Below are 20,881 nucleotides of genomic sequence, written 5' to 3'. Positions count from 1 at the left end.
CGGTCAGGCGACCGTCGAATGTATTGGATGGCACCATGGCGGGTCCGACACCTGGGCAGATCGAGCACTATGTGCGAATGTTCGAGCAGTTGAGCGACCTTTCGGAGTATTCCTCGGTTAAGGAAAACCTGGCTTGGACGGTGGTACGCCCTCGCCAGGCGCGGTTGACCGTGGATGACGTAGTACGCCGGCTGCACGGTGAACCGGACACCATGACGACGGACCGGCCGGCTGATTGTGTCTCTGACCTCGAATACGACGACCTAGCTGACACGGTCTTCCTCGAGCAGCGCGGCGACGCCGTCATCATCGTGGGGTTCGGCACCGCCACCGCCGAGGAGGAGGCGTTGCGGCGGCTTAGCCAGAGCGCCACCGTCCATTCGGTGTTCTGGGCGATCAACAACTTCAACAGGCTCTACTACATCGTCGATGGCGTGGTGGTCACCGAACTGGACATGCTGCGCCCGCTGGACCGGTGGGGTACCGCCCCGGAGGCATTGACCGACCACCTCGATGCGTTGCGCGACCTCCACGATCGCTCCGGCCCGGGCCCGGACTGGGAGACCGCGATGGCCACCCTGGAGTCGTTGACCGCCCAGCGACTCGATCCTGACTGGTTTGCCCGTCCTCAACTGCTTGCGAAGGTAGGCAGATCGCATCATCGCGGACGGGCTTGACGCGCTCGTCCGGGCCGAGCAGGGCCAAGACGACGATGATGACGGCGGTGCGGCGGGCTCTCTGATCCGGCTGCCCAAATGGCACGCGGGTGTGACTGAGCCCCCACAAGGCCAAGGCCCAGGCTCGGCGGAAACCGCTGACCTGGGCCTTCGTTATGGAGCGGGTGACGGGAATCGAACCCGCGCTGTCAGCTTGGGAAGCTGAAGTTCTACCATTGAACTACACCCGCGTGGGGGCGGCCTGGAGGCGCCCGCGTTTTGGTTACTGTACCGGATCGTCGGTGGGGGTGTGGCGTGGGATAGCTTTCTGGGGTGCTGCTCTCCGATCGCGACATCAGGGCCGAGCTTGAGTCTGGGCGAGTGAAGATCGACCCGTACGAGCCGGTCATGGTTCAGCCGTCCAGTGTGGACGTGCGGCTGGACCGGTACTTCCGGGTGTTCGAGAACCACCGGTATCCGCACATCGATCCCGCTGTGGAGCAGCCGGATCTGACGCGGCTGGTGGAGGTGGAGGCCGACGAGGCGTTCGTGCTGCATCCCGGGGAGTTCGTGCTGGCCTCGACGTACGAGGTGTTCGGGCTGCCCGAGGATCTCGCGGCGCGGCTGGAGGGGAAGAGCTCGCTGGGGCGGCTGGGGCTGCTCACGCACTCGACGGCGGGGTGGATCGATCCGGGGTTCAACGGGCACGTGACGCTGGAGCTGTCGAACGTGGCGACGTTGCCGATCAAGTTGTGGCCGGGGATGAAGATCGGGCAGATGTGCCTGTTCCGGACGAGCTCGCCGGCGGAGTACCCCTACGGGTCGGCGAAGTACGGGTCGCGGTACCAGGACCAGCGGGGGCCGACGCCGTCGCGGTCGTACCAGAACTTTCACCGGACGAAAGTGTAGTCAGTTCGTTACCCGAACGTGACGGAAATCACCAAAAGATGAAACATGTTCTCTGGCCGGGTAGTTTCGGGCGACGCACAGGCATGGCGTCTGGTTGACAGCCTCTTTAGGTGAGGCCCGGGCGCCTGGACGGACGAGGCGACCCGTTTCCGCGCATCGACGTGGGAACCCGGAAGGAGATCGTGTCAGTACTCCGCGCGGAAAGCGTCACCAAACTCTTCGGCCGTAAGGCGGCGGAGGCACAGCGGAAACTCAGGGCGGGGGCCGATCTGTCGGTGGTCCGCGACCTCGGGGTCACCCCGGCGGTGGTGGACGCCACGTTCGAGGTCCGGCAGGGCGAGATCTTCGTGGTCATGGGCCTGTCGGGGTCGGGGAAGTCGACCCTCATCCGGATGCTGAACGGGTTGCTCGGCGTCACGTCCGGAAGTGTCGAGATCGACGGCCAGGACATCGCCAAGCTGCCGCCGAAGGCGCTGCGCGCGCTTCGGCAGAACAAGGTCAGCATGGTCTTCCAGCACTTCGCGCTGTTCCCCCATCGGACGGTTCTGGCCAATGCCGCGTACGGGCTCGAGGTCCGCGGTGTTCCCAGGGAAGAACGAGAGAAGACCGCCCGGGAGTTCCTGGCCCTGGTGGGTCTCGAAGGCTGGGAGAACAAGGTCCCCGGTGAGTTGTCGGGCGGAATGAAGCAGCGGGTGGGGCTTGCCCGCGCGCTCGCTTCGGGCACCGACATCATCCTGATGGACGAGGCCTTCAGCGCTCTGGACCCGCTGATCCGCCGGGAGGTCCAGGACCTGCTCCTGGACCTGCAGAGCCGGTTCGGCAAGACGATCGTCTTCATCACGCACGACCTGAACGAGGCCATGCGCATCGGCGACCGCATCGCGGTGATGCGGGAGGGCCGGATCGTGCAGATCGGGACGGCCGAGGAGATCCTCACCGATCCCGCCAACGACTATGTCGCTCAGTTCGTCGCGGATGTGGACCGTACCAGAGTGCTGACGGCGGCCTCGGTGATGGAGAAGCCGCTGGTCACGGTGCTGGCGTCGACCGGGCCCAGGACGGCCCTGCGGACGATGCGCGAGCAGCAGACGTCGGCGGCGTTCGTGGTCGGGCGGGACCGCAGGCTCGTCGGACGGGTGCGGGCGACCGTGATCGCGGACGCGGTGCAGGAGAACGTCCAGACGCTGGACGGCCTGATCGACCCCGAGGATCCGGCGCCGGTGGCGCCGGACACCCCGGTCGCGGACCTGTTCGTGCGGGTCGCCGAGAGCGATCTGCCGGTGCCGGTGGCGGACGAGAAGGGGACGCTGCTCGGCGTGATCCCCCGGGTGACGCTGCTGGCGGCGCTCGGCGCGATCAACTCCCACGTGGAGGAGATGGTCGAGGAGGACGAGCCGGAACTGGCGCTGACGAAGGAGGGCGGCGGCGATGAGTGACGCTGCGATGAAGCTGCCCCGGGTTCCGGTCGGCGAGTGGTTCGACAGCCTGGTGACCTGGTGCACCGACAACCTGGCGTGGCTGTTCGACGGGATCGGCTCGGCGATCGAGGCGTCGGTGGACGGGCTGACGAGCGTCCTGACCGTCCTGCCGCCGCTGGGGCTGACGCTGGTGCTGGCCGTGATCGCGCTGGTGCTGAGCGGCTGGAAGCTCGGCCTGTTCACGATCCTCGGGTTCGCGCTGGTCGACAGCATGGAGCTGTGGGAGTCGGCGATGGACTCGCTGGCCCTGGTGCTGGTGTCGGCGGTGGTGTCGACCGTGGTGGCGATCCCGATCGGCATCGCGGCCGCGCGCAGCGACGTGGTGAGCCGGATCGTCCGGCCGGTCCTGGACTTCATGCAGACGATGCCGGCGTTCGTGTACCTGATTCCGGCGATCTTCTTCTTCAGCATCGGCTCGGTGCCCGGCGTGGTGGCGACGGTGATCTTCGCGATGCCGCCGGGGGTGCGGCTGACCGAACTCGGCATCCGCGGGGTGGACCCGGAGATGGTCGAGGCGGGCGAGGCGTTCGGCACGCCGCCGGGCCGGATCCTGACCCGGATCCAGATCCCGCTCGCGATGCCGTCGATCATGGCCGGGGTCAACCAGCTGATCATGCTGTCGCTGTCCATGGTCGTCATCGCCGGCATGGTGGGGGCGGGCGGCCTCGGCGGCGAGGTGCTGGAGGGCATCAACCGGGTGGACGTCGCCAAGGGCTTCGAGGGCGGCATCGCCGTCGTGGTCCTCGCGATCTACCTGGACCGCCTGACCGGCGCCCTGGGCGAGGGGCCGAGCATGCTGCGCGCGCTGTTCACGCGCCGCCGCGCCGCCGCGACCGTCCCGGTCGCCGTCGCCTCCGCCGCGGGAACGTCCAACTGACTTCCCGCTCCCCCCACTTCACCATGCAAGCCAACGAAAGGACGCGCATGCGCTCCAAGTTCAAGGGCCTGACGGTCGCCGCGCTGACGCTGACGCTCGGGCTGAGCGCCGCGGCGTGCGGCGACTCCGACTCCGGCGGGGGTGGGAACGACAAGGAGATCACCATCGGCATGGTCTCGGGCTGGGCCGAGGGTGAGGCCGCCACCGCCCTGTGGAAGAGGCTCCTGACCGACAAGGGCTACAAGGTGGAGGTCAAGACCCTCGACACGGGACCGCTCTACGCGGGCATGTCGAAGGGCGACGTCGACCTGTTCGTGGACTCCTGGCTGCCGGGCACGCACGAGGACTACTGGAAGCAGTACGGCGACAAGCTGGAGAAGGTCGGCGTCTGGTACGACTCGGCGCCGTTGACGATCGCGGTCCCGAACTACTCCCCGCTCAAGACGCTCGACGACCTGAAGGGCAAGGGCGGCCAGTACGGCGGCAAGATCGTCGGCATCGAGAAGAGCTCCGGCCTGTACCGGGTGTCGCAGGAGGAGATGCTCCCCGCGTACGGCCTGAAGGACGAGTACAAGGTCACGACGTCCTCGACGGCGGCGATGCTGACCGAGCTGAAGAAGTCCATCGACGCCAAGAAGGACATCGTCGTCACGCTGTGGCGCCCGCACTGGGCGTACACGAAGTACCCCATCCGCGACCTGCAGGACCCGAAGGGCGCGATGGGCAAGCCGGACGGCATCAACACCATCGCCCGCAAGGACTTCGGCAAGGACCAGCCCGAGGTCACCGGCTGGCTGAAGAAGTTCCGGATGGACGACAAGCAGCTCGGCTCCCTTGAGGACCTGATGGAGAACCAGTACAAGGGCAAGCCCGAACAGGCGGTCGACGCGTGGCTGAAGTCGAACCAGAGCTACGCCACGTCCCTGACGGGCTGACGCCGGGAACGTTCCCGAGGAGGGCCGTCCGGATTTCCGGGCGGCCCTTCGTCAGCTCGCGAGCCCGACGCTGAGCAGCACGGCGAGGAGCCCGAGCCCGGTGGCGGCCAGGGTCATGATCCGCGGGTGGACGCTGTGCGCCTCGGGCAGGATCTCGGCGGCGGCCAGGTACAGCAGGACGCCGGCGAAGACACCCAGGTAGGGGCCGAGGACGGCGTCCGGGACGGTCGCCAGCATGCCGATGGCGGCCCCGGCGACCGGGGCGGCGGCGTCGGCGAGCAGCAGCAGGACGGCGGGGCGCCGGTCGCCGCGGTACAGCGAGGCGGCGGTGAAGGTGTTGAACCCGTCCGCGAAGTCGTGGGTGATGACGGCGAGCGCCACGAAGACGCCGGTCTCGGTGCCGGACTGGAAGCCGAAGCCGATGCTGAGGCCGTCCACGAGGCTGTGCAGGACGAGGGCGAGCGCGGCGAGCAGCCCGCCGGAGCCTGAGCCGTGGACGTGCTCGTGCGGGGCGTACTCCTCCTCGTGGGCGCGGTGGATCGCCACCGCCTGCTCGACGACGTGCAGGAGCACGAAGCCCGCCGCGAAGCCGATCATGGAGGCGGGGACGCCGAACGGGCGGTGCCGCGTCAGCTCCAGCGACTCGGGGATCAGGTCGAACGCGACGACGCCGAGCATCAGTCCGCCGGCGAGGCCGAGGACGAGGTGCCGGTGGTCGCGGACGCGCATCGCGGTCAGGCCGCCCGCGAGCGTCATCAGGAACGCGAGGAGGGACACGAGCACGGCCATCCCCAGGTCTTACCAGCGAGCCCGCCCCTCAACCGTGGCCGGAGCGCGAACCGGCCCCGCCCCCGCCGGAGCGGGAACGGGGCCGTCGAGCAGGCGCCCCTATTCGGCGGCGACCGCCTCCTTCGCGGGGGCGGTGCCCTCGCCCTTGATGGAGCGGATCAGGAGCTGGGAGACGTCGACGACCTCCAGCGACTCCTTGGCGTCGCCCGCGTTCTTCTTCTCGTTGATGGCGTCGCCCAGCATGACCAGGCAGAACGGGCAGGCGGTGGAGACGGTGTCGGGGTCGGTCTCCAGTGCCTCGTCCACGCGCTCGGTGTTGATCCGCTTGCCGATGCGCTCCTCCATCCACATCCGGGCGCCGCCGGCGCCGCAGCAGAAGCCGCGGTCCTTGTGCCGGTGCATCTCCTTCGTCCTGACGCCGGGGACGGTCGCCATGATGTCGCGCGGCTGCTTGTAGACCTTGTTGTGGCGGCCGAGGAAGCAGGGGTCGTGGTAGGTGATGTTCTCCTCGATCGGCGTGACCGGGGTGAGCCTGCCCTCCTCGACCAGGTGCGCGAGCAGCTGGGTGTGGTGGACGACCTCGTAGTTCCCGCCGATCTGCGGATACTCGTTGGCCAGGGTGTTGAAGCAGTGGGGGCAGGTCGCGACGATCTTCTTGACGCCGGCGTCGTTCAGCGTCTCGACGTTCTGCTGGCCGAGCATCTGGAAGACGAACTCCATGCCGAGGCGGCGGGCCGGGTCACCGGTGCACGCCTCCATGGGGCCGAGGACGGCGAACTTGACGCCCGCGATGTGCAGCAGCTCGGCGACGGCCTTGGTGGTCTTCTTGGCGCGGTCCTCCAGGGCGCCGGCGCAGCCGACCCAGAACAGGTACTCGGTGTCCTCGGAGACCTTGTCGTCGACGACGTCGACCTCGAAGTCGAGCTCCTCGATCCATTCGAGGCGCTTCATCTCGGACATGCCCCACGGGTTGCCCTTGTTCTCCAGGTTCTTCAGCATGACGCCGGCCTCGGAGGGGAACGAGGACTCGATCATGACCTGGAAGCGGCGCATGTCCAGGATGTGGTCGATGTGCTCGATGTCGACCGGGCACTGCTCGACGCACGCCCCGCAGTTGGTGCAGGACCACAGGACGTCGGGGTGGATGACGCCGTCTTCGCCGACGAGGGCCTTGTCCACCTCCATGGCGAGCTTCTGCTCGTCGGTGAACGCGCCGCGCGCGTCTTCCGACGCGGTGAAGTAGGGCGCCTTGGCCAGGGCGTGGTCGCGCAGCTCCAGGACGAGCATCTTCGGCGACAGCGGCTTGCCGGTGTTCCAGGCGGGGCACTGCGACTGGCAGCGACCGCACTCGGTGCAGGTCGCCATGTCGAGGAAGCCCTTCCAGGTGAAGTCCTCGATCTTGCCGCGACCGAAGACGTCCTCGTCGGGGTCGGCCTCCTCGAAGTCGAGCGGCTTGCCGCCCGACATCATCGGCTGCGCGGCGCCGAGGCCGTCCGGGCGGCGCTTGAACATGACGTTCAGCGGGGCCAGGAAGATGTGCAGGTGCTTGGAGTGGACGACGAAGACCAGGAAGATCAGCGCGACGGCGATGTGCACCAGCAGGCCGACCGACTCCAGGACCTCCAGCGTGTGGTCGCCCAGCCCGTCGAACAGGTGGCCGACCAGGTAGGAGAAGTAGGCGCCCTTGCCGTAGGGGAGGTTGCCGCTGGCCCACTCGACGCCGCGGAAGAAGAACATCGTCCAGATCACGTTGAAGATCATGAACAGCGTGATCCAGGCGCCGGACAGGTGCGAGCCCTTGAACCGGGACCCTCGGTCCAGCCGCTTCGGCGAGTTCTTGATCCGGATCGCGGTGAAGACGACCAGGCCGGCGGTGCAGGCGAGGGCGATCGTGTCCTGGACGAAGCCGATCGGCGGCCAGGTCTGCAGGCCGGGGATCTTGGCGTCCAGCCCGAACAGCAGCGCGACGCCCGCCTCCAGGTAGACGGTGATCAGCAGGATGAACGCCCACATGACCGCGGCGTGCGCGGCGCCGGCGACGGTCCACTTCAGCAGCTTGCGCTGGCCGAGGACCTCGACGGCCTGGCCCTCGACGGCCTTGGTGGGCTCACGCTTGACCTGCAGCGTCCGCTGGGGGTCGGGCTGCCCGCTCTTGGCGATCGCGTACAGGAACAGCACTCGCCTCCCGGCGAGCGCCAGCGCGACCGCCGCTCCGGCGAGCCCGATGACCAATGTGATCCAGAACACTGTTCCGTCCTCCTGGGGTACGGGCGATGGCAGCCAGCGTAGGGCTCGCGTCAGACTGCTCTCCATCCGGGGCCCGAATACTACTCGGTAGTAGCTTACGAGTCACATCCCCTGGTCAGAACAGTCTGCGCGATGTCCGGACCGCTGAGGCCCTCGATCTTGGTCTTACCCGCGCAGCGATGAGTATCCGGCGGTTCCCGAGTCCATATCACGGGACGGGATACGTCCACCTGCGTCCCGTCCAGCGGTATACGAAACGGAAGGATCCCAGATGACCTCGATGCCCGACCTCGGTCCGGCCGCGCGGCGGATGGCCGGCCTGCTCGCGGAGGTGCGCGACTCCCAGCTCACCGGGCCGACGCCCGCCGGCGGGATGTCCCTCGGCACCCTCGTCGACCACGTGCACGGCCTGGCCCTGGCCTTCACCCGGGCAGCGGCGAAGGACTTCCCCGACGGCCCGTCGCAGCCGCCTTCCGCCGACGCCGCCCGGCTCGCCCCGGACTGGCGGTCCCGCGTCCCCGAGCAGCTCGACGCGCTGGCGGCGGCATGGCGCTCCCCGGACGCGTGGCAGGGCATGACCCAGGCCGGCGGCATCGACCTGCCCGGCGGCCAGGCGGGCCACGTCGCGATGAACGAGCTGGTCGTGCACGGCTGGGACGTCTCCCGCGCCATCGGCCGGCCCTACGACGCCGGTGCGGACGAGATCGAGGCGTGCCTCGCCTTCGTCGCCCCGTCCGTCGAGCAGAGCGGCGGCCAGGGCGTCCCGGGCCTGTTCGGTCCCGCCGTCGACGTGAGCGGGGACGCGTCCGCTCTCGACCGCCTCATCGCCATGACCGGCCGGGACCCGTCCTGGACGGCGGAGCGGACCTAACTCTCGGAGCGCTCGGAGACCTTCAGGAGGAGGTCGTGGACGAAGTACGCCTCCATCGGGCGTCCTCCAAGCTGGAACGGCATGACGTGGTAGTACATGTACGGGCTGCGCGTGGGCTCCCACCCGAAGAACGCCTCGGCCTCCAGCCGCAGGACCGACCAGGGGCGCATGTCGTCCGCCGACCGCATCGGCTCGCCCGCCCTGCGCACGAACCTCCGGTCGAGGACGTACTCGCCGACCTCGGTGTCCATGCTGGTGTGCTCCAGCCAGAAGTCGGGCCAGAGCGGGAGGGCGAACCGGTGCCGGGAGGGACCGCCGCCGACCGGATCGCCCAGGATCGCCGCCAGATCCTTGATCTTCGGTGACTGCATGGCGCGCCACCGGCGGACCTCCTCCACCAGGCCGGCCGGAGGGTCGTCGTAGGGCGCCGGAAGGGCCGGGAGAGACTCCGGGGCGATGCCGCGCATGTCGTCGAGCACGTACAGCTGATAGCCCTCCACGGTCATCGAGCGAGGGGGGCGCGGCTCGGGGTCGGCGAACCGCTCGCACGACCAGCACCACCACGGCTCGGGCCCGCCCATGCAGCCGCCGGTGAAGTAGATCTCACGACGCTCGTGCCGCCGGTACAGCTCGTCGCCGACGGGCATGCCGGACTCGACCGGGACCAGCGGACCATCACACCGTTCGCACTTCGGACTCATGACCCCTCAGACGCCACCGGCCCCCCTCGTGTTCGGCGAAGGCGGGGGCGGATCGGAACCGTCTTCGGGGGTCACGCATAGGACGGGCGGGCGGGGGTCAGATGATGCCGCTGGTGTAGATCTTCGTGTACGCCTGGCTGCCGACGAAGGGGTTGTCAACGGCCCACAGGTACCCGTTCTGGTATTCCGGCACGTCGAAGTTGCACATCACCCAACCGCCGTCCGCACCGCGGTCGTTGAAGCATTCCCGGTACCACGAGGCGGACGATTCGTTGTCCTGGAGCGTGGCGGCGGCGGACGCTCCGTTCGCCTTGGTGTCCTTCACCCACACGCGGTCGCCGTACTCGGCGAAGCATGCCTTCGCGCCGCTCGTCGACACGCACCAGACGCTGGAGTCGTCCTCGGCCGGCGGCGCGCCGCTCGGCGTGCCCGTCGCGGCCGATGCCACGGCCGCCGTCCCGGCCGTGATGAGCACCGCCGTCGCGGGAACCACCATCAGCGCGCGCATCAACCTGTTCATGCCATTCCCTCCACTGCCCAGCCGATTCGCTGGTCTCACGGTGACTCGCGACATCCAACCACGGGCCGCCCGCGACGCATGCGGCCGATGTGATCGCGATGTGGGCGTTCCGGCGGCGCCACCGCGTGCCGGTCAGACCCGCTCGAAGATCGCGGCGAGGCCCTGGCCGCCGCCGATGCACATGGTCTCCAGCCCGTACCGGGCCTCCCGGCGGTCCATCTCGCGCGCGAGGGTGGCGAGGATGCGGGCGCCGGTCGCGCCGACGGGGTGGCCGAGGGAGATGCCGGAGCCGTGCACGTTGACGCGGTCCCAGTCGGCGTCCTTCAGGCCCCATGCGCGGGTGACGGCGAGGACCTGCGCGGCGAACGCCTCGTTCAGCTCGATGAGGTCCATGTCGGCGAGGGCGAGGCCGGCGGCGGCGAGGGCCTTGGCGGTGGCGGGGACGGGCCCGATGCCCATCGTCTCGGGCGGCACCCCGGCGCGGCCCCAGGAGACGAGCCGGACGAGGGGCCGCAGGCCCAGCTCGGCGGCGCGTTCGGGGGTGGTGACCACGCAGGCGGCGGCCGCGTCGTTCTGGCCGCTGGCGTTGCCCGCCGTCACGGTGGCCTCGGGGTCCTTCCCGCCGAGGACGGGACGCAGCCTCGCCAGGCCCTCGACGGTGGTGCCGGGACGCGGGTGCTCGTCGGTGTCGACGACCGTGTCGCCCTTCCGCGACCGGACGGTCACCGGGACGATCTCCTCGGCGAACACCCCCGAGCGCTGGGCGGCGACGGCGCGCTCGTGGGACCGGACGGCCAGCTCGTCCTGCTCCCGGCGTCCGATGCCGTATTCGCGGCGCAGGTTCTCGGCGGTCTCCAGCATCCCGCCCGGGACGGGGTGGTGGACGCCGCCGGCGGTGACGCGGCCCCGCGCGAGCGCGTCGTGCAGTTCGAGGGACGGCCCGCGCACGCCCCAGCGCGCCGCGGTCGTGTAGAAGGGCGCGCCGCTCATGCTCTCCGCGCCGCCCGCGATGACCACGTCGCTGACGCCGGTCTGGATCTGCATCGCGGCGTTCAGGACGGCCTGGAGCCCCGACCCGCAGCGCCGGTCGAGCTGGGCGCCGCCGACCGTGACGGGGAGCCCGGCGTCCAGCGCGGCGACGCGCCCGATGGCGGGGGCGTCGGAGGTGGGGTAGCAGTGCCCGAGGATCACCTCGTCGATCGCGTCCCCGGGCAGGCCGGTCCGCTCGACCAGGGCGCGGACGACGGCGGCGGCGAGCTCGGCGGCCGTGACGGTCGTGAGGGCCCCGCCGAACCGGCCGATGGGGGTCCGCAGCGGCTCGCAGATCACCGCGTCGCGCATGGTGGTCTCCTCGGGACGGGGTCGCGGGGCACTTCGCAGGGTACGGCCCCCGCCCGGGAGGGTGGCGTCCGGGCTTGCGCCCGGTGGAGGGTTGAATGCTGGGTACCCACGGCGGTGGCGAACCGGGACGTGGGCCAGAGGGCTGGGCGAGCGCGGGAGGCGACGTGGAGCAGTGGGCGGGCCGGGCGACGACGATCCGGGTGATCGGGGCCGGGGCGATGGGGCGCGGGATCGCGCAGCTCGCCGCGGCGGGCGGGCTGACGGTGGAGCTGGCCGACCTGCGGACGCAGGCCGTGATGGAGGCGACCGAGTACGTCGCGGCCATGTTCGACAGGCTCGCCGCGAAGGGGCGCATGACGGCGGCCGACGCGCAGGCGGCGAAGGGACGGCTCCGGCCTGTCGGCGAGCCGCTCACCCCGTTCCAGGACTGCGACCTCGTCGTGGAGGCCGTCCGGGAGGACATGGAGACCAAGCGGGAACTGTTCAGGTCTCTGGAGAAGGTCTGCCCGGAGCACACGATCCTCGCGACCAACACCAGTTCGCTGCCGGTGACGGCGATCGCCGCCGCACTGGACGACCCGTCCAGGCTGGCGGGGCTGCACTTCTTCAACCCGGTGCCGCTGATGAAGCTCGTCGAGGTGATTCCGGGGACGCGCACGGCCGAGTGGATCCCGGACGCGCTCGCCGACCTGGTGAGGCGTCTCGGTCACACTCCGGTGCTCGCGCCCGACGCGCCCGGCTTCCTCGTCAACCACGCTGGGCGCGGCCTGGTGACGGAGGCGTTGCAGATCCTCTCCGAGGGCGCCGCCGAGCCCGTGGACATCGACCGCATCGCGCGGGACGTCCTCGGACTGAAGATGGGGCCGTGCGAGCTGCTCGACCTGACCGGGATGGACGTGTCGCACCCGGTGATGGAGTCCGTCTGGACGGGCTTCTACACCGAGCCGCGGTTCCGTCCGTCCAGGATCGGCAGGGCGCGCCTGGAGGCCGGGCTCCTCGGACGCAAGACCGGCGAGGGCTTCTACAGGTACGTGGACGGGGTGAAGCAGGAGCCCGCCGAGGCCGGCGTCCCCGCCACCGATTTCCGGCCCGTCTGGTTCCAGGAACCGCAGCACCGCGAGACGCTGGGGATGCTGTTGTCCGAGGCCGGGGTGGAGGTCGAGGCGGGTGACGAGCCGTCCGGGGAGGCCCTCCTGCTGGTCGACGCATCGACGGACATGAGCGTCGCGGACCAGGTCGCGAACGGCCTCCCCGGGGAGCGGACGCTGGGGATCGACGGGTTCTTCGGGTTCTTCAGCCGGATCACCCTCACCGTGCAGCCCGCGCTCGATCCGGAGGTGGGCCGCGCGGCTCTCGCGTCCCTGCTCGCCGCGGAACGGCCGGTGACCGTCGTGCGGGACGCGCCCGTCGCCGTCGCGCCGCGGCTGCTGGCGTCGATCGTCAATGTGGGCTGCGGCATCGCCGAGCAGCGCCTCGCCGCCCCGGAGGACATCGACACCGCCGTCCGGCTCGGGCTCGGCTACCCGCGCGGGCCGCTGGAGTGGGGCGACCACGTGGGCGCCGACCGCGTGCTCGGCGTCCTGAACCAGATGCACGAGTCGACCCGCGACCCGCGTTACCGTCCGAGCGCCTGGCTGGCCGAGCGGGTCGCGCTCGGCCTGCCGCTCACCGAGACGGGCACGGCCCCGTCCGACCTCATGTCCTGACGGCCTCCGGCGCGTCCGCGGTCACGGGACGGCGGGCGCGCACGACGAACGCTGCGAACAGCGCGGCGGCCAGCATCGCGCCGCACGCGGCGAACGAGGCGGTCGACACCGCGTGGGCGAAGGCGTCGCGTGCGGCGCGGGCGAGGCCGAGGTCGCCGAGGGCCAGGGCCTCGCCCAGCGAGTGGCGCGCCGCCGCGGGCGCGGTGCCCGGCAGATCGCGGGCGTAGGCGGCGGAGACGACGCTGCCGAGGACGGCGACGCCGAGCGCGCTGCCGAGCTCCTGGCCCGCGTCGTTCACCGCCGAGCCGACCCCCGCCTCATCGGGCGGGACGGCGGCCATGAGCGTGCTGTAGGCGGGCGGTGTGCCGAGCCCGGCGCCGAAGCCGACGACGACGAGTCCGGCCGCGAGCGCGGCGTAGCCGTCGTCCGGTCCGGTCAGCCCGAGGGCCCCGAACCCGGCCGCGAGGACGCAGAACCCGGCGACGAGGGCGGGACGGGCACCGAACCGCGACTCCAGCGACGCGCCGAGGCCGTTGCCGAGGCCGGCGGAGACGGCGACCGGCAGCAGCGCGAGCCCGGCCTTGAGCGGCCCGTAGCCGTGCACGAACTGGAGCAGCTGGGTCAGGGCGAACAGCATCCCGGCCAGCGCGAACCCGAACAGGGCGATCATGGCGGCGGCCCCGGAGAAGTCGCGGTCGCGCAGCAGGCGCAGGTCGAGCATCGGCTCGGGGTTGCGGTGCTGCCAGGCGGCGAACAGCGCCAGCGCGGCGGCGCCGGCGGCGAGCCCGCCGAGCGTGCGGGCGCCGGTCCAGCCGTGCGCGGGGCCGGAGATGACCGCCCACACCAGCGCCGACATCCCCGCCGTGGACAGCACGGCGCCGGGCACGTCCGGGCGGCGGCGCACCCCGCGCGACTCGGGGACGAGGACGAGCAGCCCGGCGACGGCGGCAACGGCGACGGGAACGTTCACCAGGAAGACCGAACCCCACCAGAAGTGCTCCAGCAGGAACCCGCCGAGCGTCGGCCCGGCGGCGAGCCCGACCATGGAGGTCGCGCCCCAGATGGCGAACGCCTTGCCCCGCTCGTCCGGCCCGAACACCTGCGCCATGATCGACAGCGTCCCCGGCATGAGGAACGCGCCCCCCACGCCCATCAGCGCCCGCATCGCGACGAGCTGGGCGGGGCTCTCCGCGAAGGCGGCGAGCAGCGAGCCGGCGCCGAACAGGGCGAAGCCGACCAGCATCGCGCGGCGACGCCCGTACCGGTCGCCGAGGCTGCCCGCCGTGATCAGCAGGCCGGCGAACACCAGCGAGTAGGCGTCGATCACCCACTGGACGTCGGACGTGGTGGCGTCGAGGTCCCGCAGCAGGGACGGGATCGCCACGTTGAGGATCGTGTTGTCGACCACGACGACGAACAGGCTGAGGCACAGCACGCCGAGGATCTGCCAGCGCCGCGGATGCGGGGCGGGGGGTTCGTCCATGACCACTCCCAATTCTCGTACAGCGTTCGAGTTGACTCGCACACTGTACGACCTGACTCGCACGGTGTTCAAGTCCCGGTACTCTGTACGAGAACTGGGGAGGGGCATGCCGATGGCCGAGGAGAACAGGACGCCGTCCGTCTGGGTGCGGCCGGAGCGCGCGCGGCGCGCCCAGCCCGCCCTCAGCCGGAGGCAGATCGTCGACGCCGCGCTCGACCTGCTCGACGCCGAGGGGCTGGACGGCCTCAGCATGCGCCGCCTCGGCACCCGCCTGAACTCGGGCGCGACGTCGGTGTACTGGCACGTCGCGAACAAGGACGAGCTGCTGGAGCTCGCCCTCGACCGGGTCATGGCCGAGGTGGCGGTCCCGTCCGGGGACGACTGGCGGGCCGACGCGACCGGCTACGCGCGCAGCCTCCGCGCGATGATCCACCGGCATCCGTGGACGGTGACGCTGTTCGGCGGCCGCCCGATGATCGGCCCGAACGCGACCCGCGTCCTGGACGAGGTCCTCGCCGCGTTCGGCTCCGCCGGGTTCACCGGCTTCGACCTCGAATACGCCTGGTCGGCGGTGGTCGACTACGTCATCGGCGCGGCCGGCAGCGAGGCGAGCTGGCAGCGCGCCCAGCCCGGCACGTCCGCCGCCGAATGGGTCGACAACCTCGGCCCCTACCTGGACCGGCTGGACGAGGAGCGCCCCGGTCTCGCGTCCCACATCCGCGAGATCTGGATGAAGGAGACCGGCGACGTCCTGGAGGGCCGCTTCGCGTTCGGGCTCGCCTGCGTCCTCGACGGGCTGGAAGCGCGCAGGCCCCCCGCCCGGTAGCGGGCGGGGGGCCTGCGGCGGACGCCGGTCGGGAACCCGATCAGAAGGGCAGCTCCGCGGGCGGCTTCGGCCTGGCGTCGGTCCAGCCCGCCCCGCGGACGGCCTGGTACTCGATGACGAAGCCCGGCTTCATCTGCGCATACGGACCGCCCGGCTGGGTCAGCACGTACTGCCGGGACAGCAGCGCGCCGGTCCGCTCGTCGAAGACGATCGTCTGGCGGGCGCGGTAGGTCCCCTGCTCGGCCTTCGGCCCGCCGTACTCCCCGGTGACCGTGACGGCGCGCTCGTCGGAGGCCAGCGCGACGCCCCGGCGGCCCAGCGGGTCGGTGACCCGGCCGATCGCGTGGACGCCCGGCTGCGCGGCCAGCGCCCTCATCAGGCCCGACCGCACCTTCGGCGGGATCGGCGTGCCGAGCAGCGCCGACACCCGCATGATCTTGAGGGTGGCGAGCTGCCCGGGCCCCAGCCGCAGCTTCTCCGCCTTCGCCCGCTTCGGGTCCCGGCCCACCGCCATGCTCATCGCGTCGTCGTCCAGGAACATCTCGGCGAGCTTGGCCGGGTCGGTCGGCAGGTTCCGCAGCTCCTCAACCGACTTGTCCAGGAACGTCCCGCCCCCCTCCCGGTCGATGCCGACCTCGGGACCTTCCGACCGCCACCGCGACGCCCTGGTGGTGTAGGTGAAGTAGTGGTCGTTGGACCAGACGCGGATGGCCGACGGCGACCCGGCCTTGCGCCACAGCGCCTCGTCCTCCGGGGTCTGCGGGCGGGCCGGCAGGTCACGGGCGTAGTAGGCCTCGCCCATGCCCTTCCTCGCACCGGCCCAGTTGAACGTCTCGTCGTGCGCACCGAAGATCGCGTACGTTCCCGTCCTCGCCCGCACCACGTAGGCCTGTCCGCTGATCCTCTCGGCGGACCAGTAGTTGCCCGTCGGCTGCTCGGCGGCCTTGTCCGCCGCCACGAGCACCGCCTGCCTGCCGAGGTCGAGGGCCCCGGGGGGCGCGTCCGGCGGCGAACCCGGCGAGCCCTGGCCGGTGACCACGATGGCGACGGCCGCCGCGACTCCGGCCGCGACGAGCCCGGCGCCCAGCTGGACCGGCCGGCCGAAGCGGCGCCTTCCCGTCCTGGACGGCCGGACGCGCTTCCCGCCCGGCGCCATCGCGTCCTCCAGCCTGGCCAGCGCCCGCGCCGACGCCTCCGCCGACGGGGGCGGCGGCTCGCCCAGCAGCCGCCGGACCCGGGCCGTCTCGTTCATGTCGATCTCGTTCACGCGGGGGTCTCCTCAACGATCAGCGCGGGATTGGTTCCGCCGAGCGACTCCCTCAGGCGGCGCCGGGCACGGTGCAGGCGGGACGCGACGGTGCCCGTCTTGAGGCCGAGCGCCTGCCCGACCTCCTCGTAGGTCAGGTCGGCCAGCGCCACCAGCAGCAGGACGTCCCGGTCCCCGCGCGGCAGCCGGGCCAGCGCGTCGGCGAGGTCCGCGCCCGCGCCGCCCGCAGTGACGCGCGCCGTGACCCGGTCCTCGTGGCCGTCCTGGACGTGCTCGGCGGGCGTGCGCGCCAGCGCCCGGTAGCGGCGGCCCTCCGTCCGCCGGTGCAGCCCGATCAGCCGGGTCGCGATGCCGTACAGCCACGGGCGGACCGTGCCGCGGTCGGGGTCGAACCGGCCGCGCTTGTTGAACGCGGCGAGGAAGGTCTCGGCGGCGATGTCGTCCGCCGCGTCGGCCCCGAGGCGCCGCGCCGCGTACCCGTGGATCGCGGAGAAGTGACGGTGGAAGATCTCCGCGAACGCGGCGGGCTCGCGCCGCGACCGGACGATCGCCGCCGCGTCCGAGGCGTCGGAGCCGGACGCGTCCGGCTCCGCGCCGGAACGGGACCCGGGATCCGGCGGGTGGTGGTGGGCCATGGGGGTGATCCTCGTCGTCGGGGGAGTGCTCGGTCACCCGTTCTCAACCGATCCCCCGATCACCCTTCACGCGAACGCGCCCTCCGCCCGGACGTCGGGCGGAGGGCGCGCGGGCGGACGCGGCTACCGGACGCGGTAGGCGCGGATGATGCGCTGGTCGACGCCGCTGCCGCCCGCGTCCTTCGCGCTGACGCGCAGCGACACGGCCTGCCCCTTGACCGGCGCCGGGAGCGGAGCGCTGAACCGTCCGCCGCCGAGGGACCTCGCCTGGACGGCCTGCCAGGTCCCGCCGTCGTCCGCGGACGTCCAGAACCGCAGCCCGGTGACCTCGGCCCGCCCGGAGCCCGCCATCCGTGCGACGGTGAACAGGGCGGGCTCACCGGACGGCTGGTTGAGCAGGTCGAGTTTCAGGTCGTAGTCGACGAGAAGGAGCGGCAGGTTGGCGCTCCTGTGGCCGGGCGGCTCGCTGGAGCGGAACGTCCACGACGTCGACGTGCGGGTCGACACCGGAATGACGGCCGACGCGTCGTTCTCGTACGTCAGCCGGTACTCCGCCTCCTTGGACGGGACGGTGAACTCGCCGAACGGGCCGTTCTTCTCGCCGACCTTCTCGTCCCCCGCGAACAGCGCCATGTGGCCCTTCACCTCGTGCATGGCGCAGTCGAAACCGTCCGGACGGGTCTGGAGGTCGACGAGCGCGACGCGCATGCTCTGCCCGGTGCGGGCCGCGGGGTACCGGGCGCAGCCGCTGGGCGTGACGCCGGTGCCCGAGTAGGGCCCGGGGCGCAGCGGCTGGCGGCCCCAGCGCTCGGAGACCCGCTCCCCCGGCTTCAGCTCGCTGAAGGGCGCCTGGTCGACCCAGAACTCCTCACCGAACTTGACGAACCCCTCGTCCCCCCACAGCAGGCCGGGGCCGGTCGAGACGTAGTCGGTACGGGACGTTCCGGGCTTGACGTCACCGCTCCCCTCGAACGCCAGCAGGCCCTCCGGGGTGGTGCCGTAGCGCTTCTCGATCATGGGAGTGCCCGGGTCCCCGTCGAACGCGGCGAACCGCTGGTCGACGCGCGCCATCCGCTGGAGCTCGGCGCCGGTGACCACGTGCGTCAGATCGGCGGGGATGCCGTTGCCCAGGGGGTGGAGGACGTCGTAGACCGTGCCGGGCGCGGTCAGCCGATGGTTGGTGTACGCGCGGAACGTCCCGGTCTCCACGCCGTCCATCGGCTGGGCGTACACGGGCGCGTTCGCGGGATCGAAGGCGTACGCGCTGAACCACCACAGCCCCTGGCCCGCGTCGCGGACGATGTCCGCGGACAGCATCGCCTGCTCGGTCTCGGTGCCCTCGACGCGCGCGCCGACCCGTACGGCGGCGGCGCCGTCGAGCGTGACGGTCGTGGGCCCGCCCACGACCACCTCGGGATCGCCGGCCAGGGCCGAGCGCCAGTCGCCGCCGTCGTCCACGTTGCCGAGGACCGAGTAGCGGCCGTCGGGGACGCGGACCGTCGCCGTCCCGGTGGCGTCGACCCACTCGGCGAACAGCGCCATGTCCGCCAGGTTGACCACCGTGGCCGAGGCGGAGAAGTTCGCGGGGTCGGTGCCGGGCAGCGGGGTCGCCCTGATCGTGAGATCGTGCGACGGAGGCTCGACGTAGAACGTCACGGGCGTTCGGAGGACGGCGCCGCCGCCCTCCGCCGTCACCACGGCCGTGTACAGGCCGGGACGGCCGGCGAGCCCGGCCGCGTCCACGGTCAGCGGGGCCTCGCCGGTTCCGCCCGCCGGGACCTCCACATCGGACGGGACGCTCGCGGCGCCGTTCGCCGGATGACCGCCACGGTCGACGACCTCCACGCTCAACCGCATGCGGACGGCCTCGGGGGCCTCGGACGTCCAGCCGAGCCTCGCGGACAGAGCGCCGTGCTCGGGGAACCGCGACGTGCCGAGATCGACGATGCCCTGCACGGGGAGGACGGGCCTGCTCGCGGCCTCGCCCACGTCGAGGCGCCCGGCACCGCGCTCGTAGGCGTCACCGCCGGTCGCGGGGTCGGCCGTCCCGACCAGGGCGGCCTTGAGCCGGGAGGGCTCCCAGTCCGGGTGCTTCGCGGCGAGCAGCGCGGCGGCGCCGGCGACGTGCGGCGCGGCCATCGACGTCCCGGACGCCCTGGTGTAGGCCGCCCCGGTCGGGGTGCCCATGGCGGTGCCCTCAGCGCGGGCCGCGATGATGTCGACGCCCGGCGCGACGATCTCCGGCTTGGCGACGTGCCCGCGCGGCCCCCGGCTGGAGAACTCCGCGAGCCGGTCGCGGGCGTCGACCGCGCCGACGGTCAGCGCGGCGTCGGCCGTACCGGGCGCGCCGACCGACCCGACCAGGCCGTCGTTGCCCGCCGCGACGACGAACAGCGTCCCGTGCGTCTTCGTCAGGTCGTTCAGGGCCAGCGAGAGGGGGTCCGTGCCGTCGGTGGGGCCGCCGCCGAGGCTCATGTTGACGACGTCGGCGCGCGACGCGGCCCACTCCATCCCGGCGATCACGCTGGAGTCGGTGCCGGAGCCCTCGTCGTCGAGGACCTTGCCGATCAGCAGGTCCGCCTGCGGGGCGACGCCCCTGCGCTCCCCGTGGGAGGCGGCGCCCGTTCCGGCGACGGTCGAGGCGACGTGCGTGCCGTGCCCGACACGGTCGAGGGCGTCGGCCGCCTCGGAGAAGTTCCTCGTCTCGACGATGCGTCCCCGGAGGTCGGGGTGCCCGGCGTCCACGCCGGTGTCCAGGACGGCGACCTTCGCGCCCTTGCCGGTGTATCCGGCGCTCCAGGCTCCGGGCGCGCCGACCTGCCGCAGGTTGCGGTCGAGCCTGTCCGCGGGAGCCGGGGCGAGGGCGCGGGGCGGCGTGGCGAAACTCGCTTTGACCCTGCCGTCCAGCCAGATGTGCCTGATCCCGCCGGTGGCCTTGACCGACGGCATCCCGGCCAGCGCGTCGCCGAGGCGCCGCGCGCCGCTCTTGGGCTGCCGGGCGGCGACGGCGCCGATGCTCGGGAGTTCCCGCGTCGTGCCGAGCGTCCCGCCGAGCGCCTTGCGGGGGCTCGTCCCCGCGGACCGCTGCACGATCAGCGGCAGGTCGTCGCTGCGGGCGTCGTCGTAGCCCTGCGCGATCAGGGCGGTGACGTCGAACAGTTCGGGATCGATCACCCGGCCGACCAGGCCGGCGACGTCGACCGGGGTGACCACGACGTGCCCGTCCGGACGGATCTCCTTGCGGAACGAGCGCTTCTCCCGGCCCGGGGCGGGGGTCACCGAGACCATGGGCGGGCGGCCCTTGACCGTCCGCACCCCGACCACGTCCCCGGTCAGCAGGGTCACCTTCCAGGAGCGGCCGGTGTCCAGGCCGCCCGCCGGGCGCGGTGCGGCCTGGGCGGGCGGCGGGACCGCGGCCAGCGCCCCGGCCGCCAGCAGGAGGCCGAGCAGGGCCCGGCTCCGGCGTCTGTGGGTCATCGAGTCTCCTCAGCCATCGCCGTCCCGCGATGGGACGGTCGATGTTGATCAACCGCAGCGGCTGATCGGCTTCACGGCGGAGACTCGATGGGCCCGGTTCCGGAGCCGAACGACGAAGGGCGAAAGTCATGCCGCAGTCGGAGAACGGGTTTCGACCGTGGTC

Annotated in this window: 16 protein-coding genes, 1 tRNA gene and 1 pseudogene; 8 read left to right on the top strand and 10 right to left on the bottom strand. The window is 71.7% G+C overall.

Annotation, left to right across the window (positions count from 1 at the left end; translation table 11 throughout):
* Nucleotides 1-77: 77 nt before the first annotated feature.
* On the top strand, nt 78-677 hold the full coding sequence (locus tag BJ999_RS02515; RefSeq protein ID WP_179831752.1) for a DUF6461 domain-containing protein: 600 nt from the start codon (nt 78-80) through the stop codon (nt 675-677).
* Nucleotides 678-833: 156 nt separating this feature from the next.
* Here BJ999_RS02515 and BJ999_RS02510 read toward each other — a convergent pair.
* A tRNA-Gly gene (locus BJ999_RS02510) sits at nt 834-907 on the bottom strand.
* Between the two features lie 82 nt (nt 908-989).
* On the opposite strand from BJ999_RS02510, the gene dcd reads away from it, so the two are divergent.
* The 4 genes and pseudogenes from dcd (at nt 990) to BJ999_RS02490 (ending at nt 4,855) form a co-directional block, all read left to right on the top strand.
* Nucleotides 990-1,565: a dCTP deaminase gene (gene dcd, locus BJ999_RS02505; RefSeq protein ID WP_179831751.1), complete on the top strand. Its 576-nt coding sequence runs from the start codon at nt 990-992 to the stop codon at nt 1,563-1,565.
* Between the two features lie 182 nt (nt 1,566-1,747).
* The gene (locus BJ999_RS02500) at nt 1,748-3,001 is read left to right on the top strand and encodes a quaternary amine ABC transporter ATP-binding protein (RefSeq protein ID WP_179831750.1); all 1,254 of its coding nucleotides are present in this window, start codon (nt 1,748-1,750) and stop codon (nt 2,999-3,001) included.
* Between the two features lie 163 nt (nt 3,002-3,164).
* Nucleotides 3,165-3,920 (top strand): annotated as a pseudogene (locus tag BJ999_RS02495) (ABC transporter permease); the annotation flags it as partial.
* Between the two features lie 47 nt (nt 3,921-3,967).
* Nucleotides 3,968-4,855 carry a glycine betaine ABC transporter substrate-binding protein gene (locus BJ999_RS02490; protein WP_179831748.1) on the top strand — a complete coding sequence of 296 codons (888 nt, stop codon included), beginning with the start codon at nt 3,968-3,970 and terminating at the stop codon, nt 4,853-4,855.
* Between the two features lie 51 nt (nt 4,856-4,906).
* On the opposite strand, the gene BJ999_RS02485 is transcribed toward BJ999_RS02490, so the two are convergent.
* Entirely contained in the window at nt 4,907-5,644 is a 738-nt protein-coding gene (locus tag BJ999_RS02485) for a ZIP family metal transporter (RefSeq protein WP_179831747.1), read from the bottom strand.
* Between the two features lie 99 nt (nt 5,645-5,743).
* Nucleotides 5,744-7,891 (bottom strand): (Fe-S)-binding protein, encoded by a 2,148-nt coding sequence (locus BJ999_RS02480; protein WP_229810188.1) that lies wholly within the window; start codon nt 7,889-7,891, stop codon nt 5,744-5,746.
* Nucleotides 7,892-8,162: 271 nt separating this feature from the next.
* Here BJ999_RS02480 and BJ999_RS02475 point away from each other — a divergent pair, with 271 nt between their 5' ends.
* Nucleotides 8,163-8,762, top strand: a complete 600-nt coding sequence (locus BJ999_RS02475; RefSeq protein WP_218934905.1) for a TIGR03086 family metal-binding protein — start codon at nt 8,163-8,165, stop codon at nt 8,760-8,762.
* Here BJ999_RS02475 and BJ999_RS02470 read toward each other — a convergent pair.
* The 3 genes from BJ999_RS02470 to BJ999_RS02460 all read right to left on the bottom strand — a co-directional run bounded on the left by BJ999_RS02470 (nt 8,759) and on the right by BJ999_RS02460 (nt 11,324).
* Nucleotides 8,759-9,409, bottom strand: a complete 651-nt coding sequence (locus BJ999_RS02470; RefSeq protein WP_179831745.1) for a hypothetical protein — start codon at nt 9,407-9,409, stop codon at nt 8,759-8,761. The two genes, BJ999_RS02475 and BJ999_RS02470, sit on opposite strands and share 4 nt — an antisense overlap.
* A 151-nt stretch (nt 9,410-9,560) precedes the next feature.
* The gene (locus tag BJ999_RS02465; protein WP_179831744.1) at nt 9,561-9,983 is read right to left on the bottom strand and encodes a hypothetical protein; all 423 of its coding nucleotides are present in this window, start codon (nt 9,981-9,983) and stop codon (nt 9,561-9,563) included.
* Nucleotides 9,984-10,115: 132 nt separating this feature from the next.
* Complete coding sequence (locus tag BJ999_RS02460) at nt 10,116-11,324, bottom strand: acetyl-CoA C-acetyltransferase (protein WP_179831743.1); 1,209 nt, start codon at nt 11,322-11,324, stop codon at nt 10,116-10,118.
* A 164-nt stretch (nt 11,325-11,488) separates the two neighbouring features.
* Here BJ999_RS02460 and BJ999_RS02455 point away from each other — a divergent pair, with 164 nt between their 5' ends.
* Entirely contained in the window at nt 11,489-13,030 is a 1,542-nt protein-coding gene (locus BJ999_RS02455) for a 3-hydroxyacyl-CoA dehydrogenase (RefSeq protein ID WP_179831742.1), read from the top strand.
* Here BJ999_RS02455 and BJ999_RS02450 read toward each other — a convergent pair.
* On the bottom strand, nt 13,020-14,513 hold the full coding sequence (locus BJ999_RS02450) for an MFS transporter (RefSeq protein ID WP_179831741.1): 1,494 nt from the start codon (nt 14,511-14,513) through the stop codon (nt 13,020-13,022). The two genes, BJ999_RS02455 and BJ999_RS02450, sit on opposite strands and share 11 nt — an antisense overlap.
* 31 nt (nt 14,514-14,544) lie before the next feature.
* On the opposite strand from BJ999_RS02450, the gene BJ999_RS02445 reads away from it, so the two are divergent.
* A complete protein-coding gene (locus BJ999_RS02445; protein WP_218934903.1) occupies nt 14,545-15,339 on the top strand; it encodes a TetR/AcrR family transcriptional regulator in 795 nt (264 codons plus the stop codon).
* A 40-nt stretch (nt 15,340-15,379) separates the two neighbouring features.
* On the opposite strand, the gene BJ999_RS02440 is transcribed toward BJ999_RS02445, so the two are convergent.
* From BJ999_RS02440 to BJ999_RS02430, 3 genes are all read right to left on the bottom strand, one after another.
* Entirely contained in the window at nt 15,380-16,606 is a 1,227-nt protein-coding gene (locus BJ999_RS02440; protein WP_179831740.1) for a CU044_5270 family protein, read from the bottom strand.
* Nucleotides 16,603-17,241 carry an RNA polymerase sigma factor gene (locus tag BJ999_RS02435; protein ID WP_179831739.1) on the bottom strand — a complete coding sequence of 213 codons (639 nt, stop codon included), beginning with the start codon at nt 17,239-17,241 and terminating at the stop codon, nt 16,603-16,605. Before BJ999_RS02435 ends, BJ999_RS02440 begins: the two co-directional genes overlap by 4 nt.
* 123 nt (nt 17,242-17,364) lie before the next feature.
* Nucleotides 17,365-20,718, bottom strand: coding sequence for a S8 family serine peptidase (locus BJ999_RS02430; protein WP_179831738.1), 3,354 nt, complete (start codon nt 20,716-20,718; stop codon nt 17,365-17,367).
* Nucleotides 20,719-20,881: the final 163 nt, after the last annotated feature.

Source organism: Actinomadura citrea (assembly GCF_013409045.1).
GTDB lineage: Bacteria > Actinomycetota > Actinomycetes > Streptosporangiales > Streptosporangiaceae > Spirillospora > Spirillospora citrea.
This window is presented reverse-complemented; position numbering and strand designations above follow the sequence as displayed.

Excerpts from the sequence above, each read along its gene's own strand:
- BJ999_RS02515 (WP_179831752.1), top strand. The coding sequence starts at position 78 with ATGTTCGAGCAGTTGAGCGACCTTTCGGAGTATTCCTCGGTTAAGGAA.
- BJ999_RS02490 (WP_179831748.1), top strand. The coding sequence starts at position 3,968 with ATGCGCTCCAAGTTCAAGGGCCTGACGGTCGCCGCGCTGACGCTGACG.
- BJ999_RS02485 (WP_179831747.1), bottom strand. The coding sequence starts at position 5,644 with ATGGCCGTGCTCGTGTCCCTCCTCGCGTTCCTGATGACGCTCGCGGGC.
- BJ999_RS02475 (WP_218934905.1), top strand. The coding sequence starts at position 8,163 with ATGACCTCGATGCCCGACCTCGGTCCGGCCGCGCGGCGGATGGCCGGC.
- BJ999_RS02470 (WP_179831745.1), bottom strand. The coding sequence starts at position 9,409 with ATGCCCGTCGGCGACGAGCTGTACCGGCGGCACGAGCGTCGTGAGATC.
- BJ999_RS02465 (WP_179831744.1), bottom strand. The coding sequence starts at position 9,983 with ATGAACAGGTTGATGCGCGCGCTGATGGTGGTTCCCGCGACGGCGGTG.
- BJ999_RS02460 (WP_179831743.1), bottom strand. The coding sequence starts at position 11,324 with ATGCGCGACGCGGTGATCTGCGAGCCGCTGCGGACCCCCATCGGCCGG.
- BJ999_RS02450 (WP_179831741.1), bottom strand. The coding sequence starts at position 14,513 with ATGGACGAACCCCCCGCCCCGCATCCGCGGCGCTGGCAGATCCTCGGC.
- BJ999_RS02435 (WP_179831739.1), bottom strand. The coding sequence starts at position 17,241 with ATGGCCCACCACCACCCGCCGGATCCCGGGTCCCGTTCCGGCGCGGAG.
- BJ999_RS02430 (WP_179831738.1), bottom strand. The coding sequence starts at position 20,718 with ATGACCCACAGACGCCGGAGCCGGGCCCTGCTCGGCCTCCTGCTGGCG.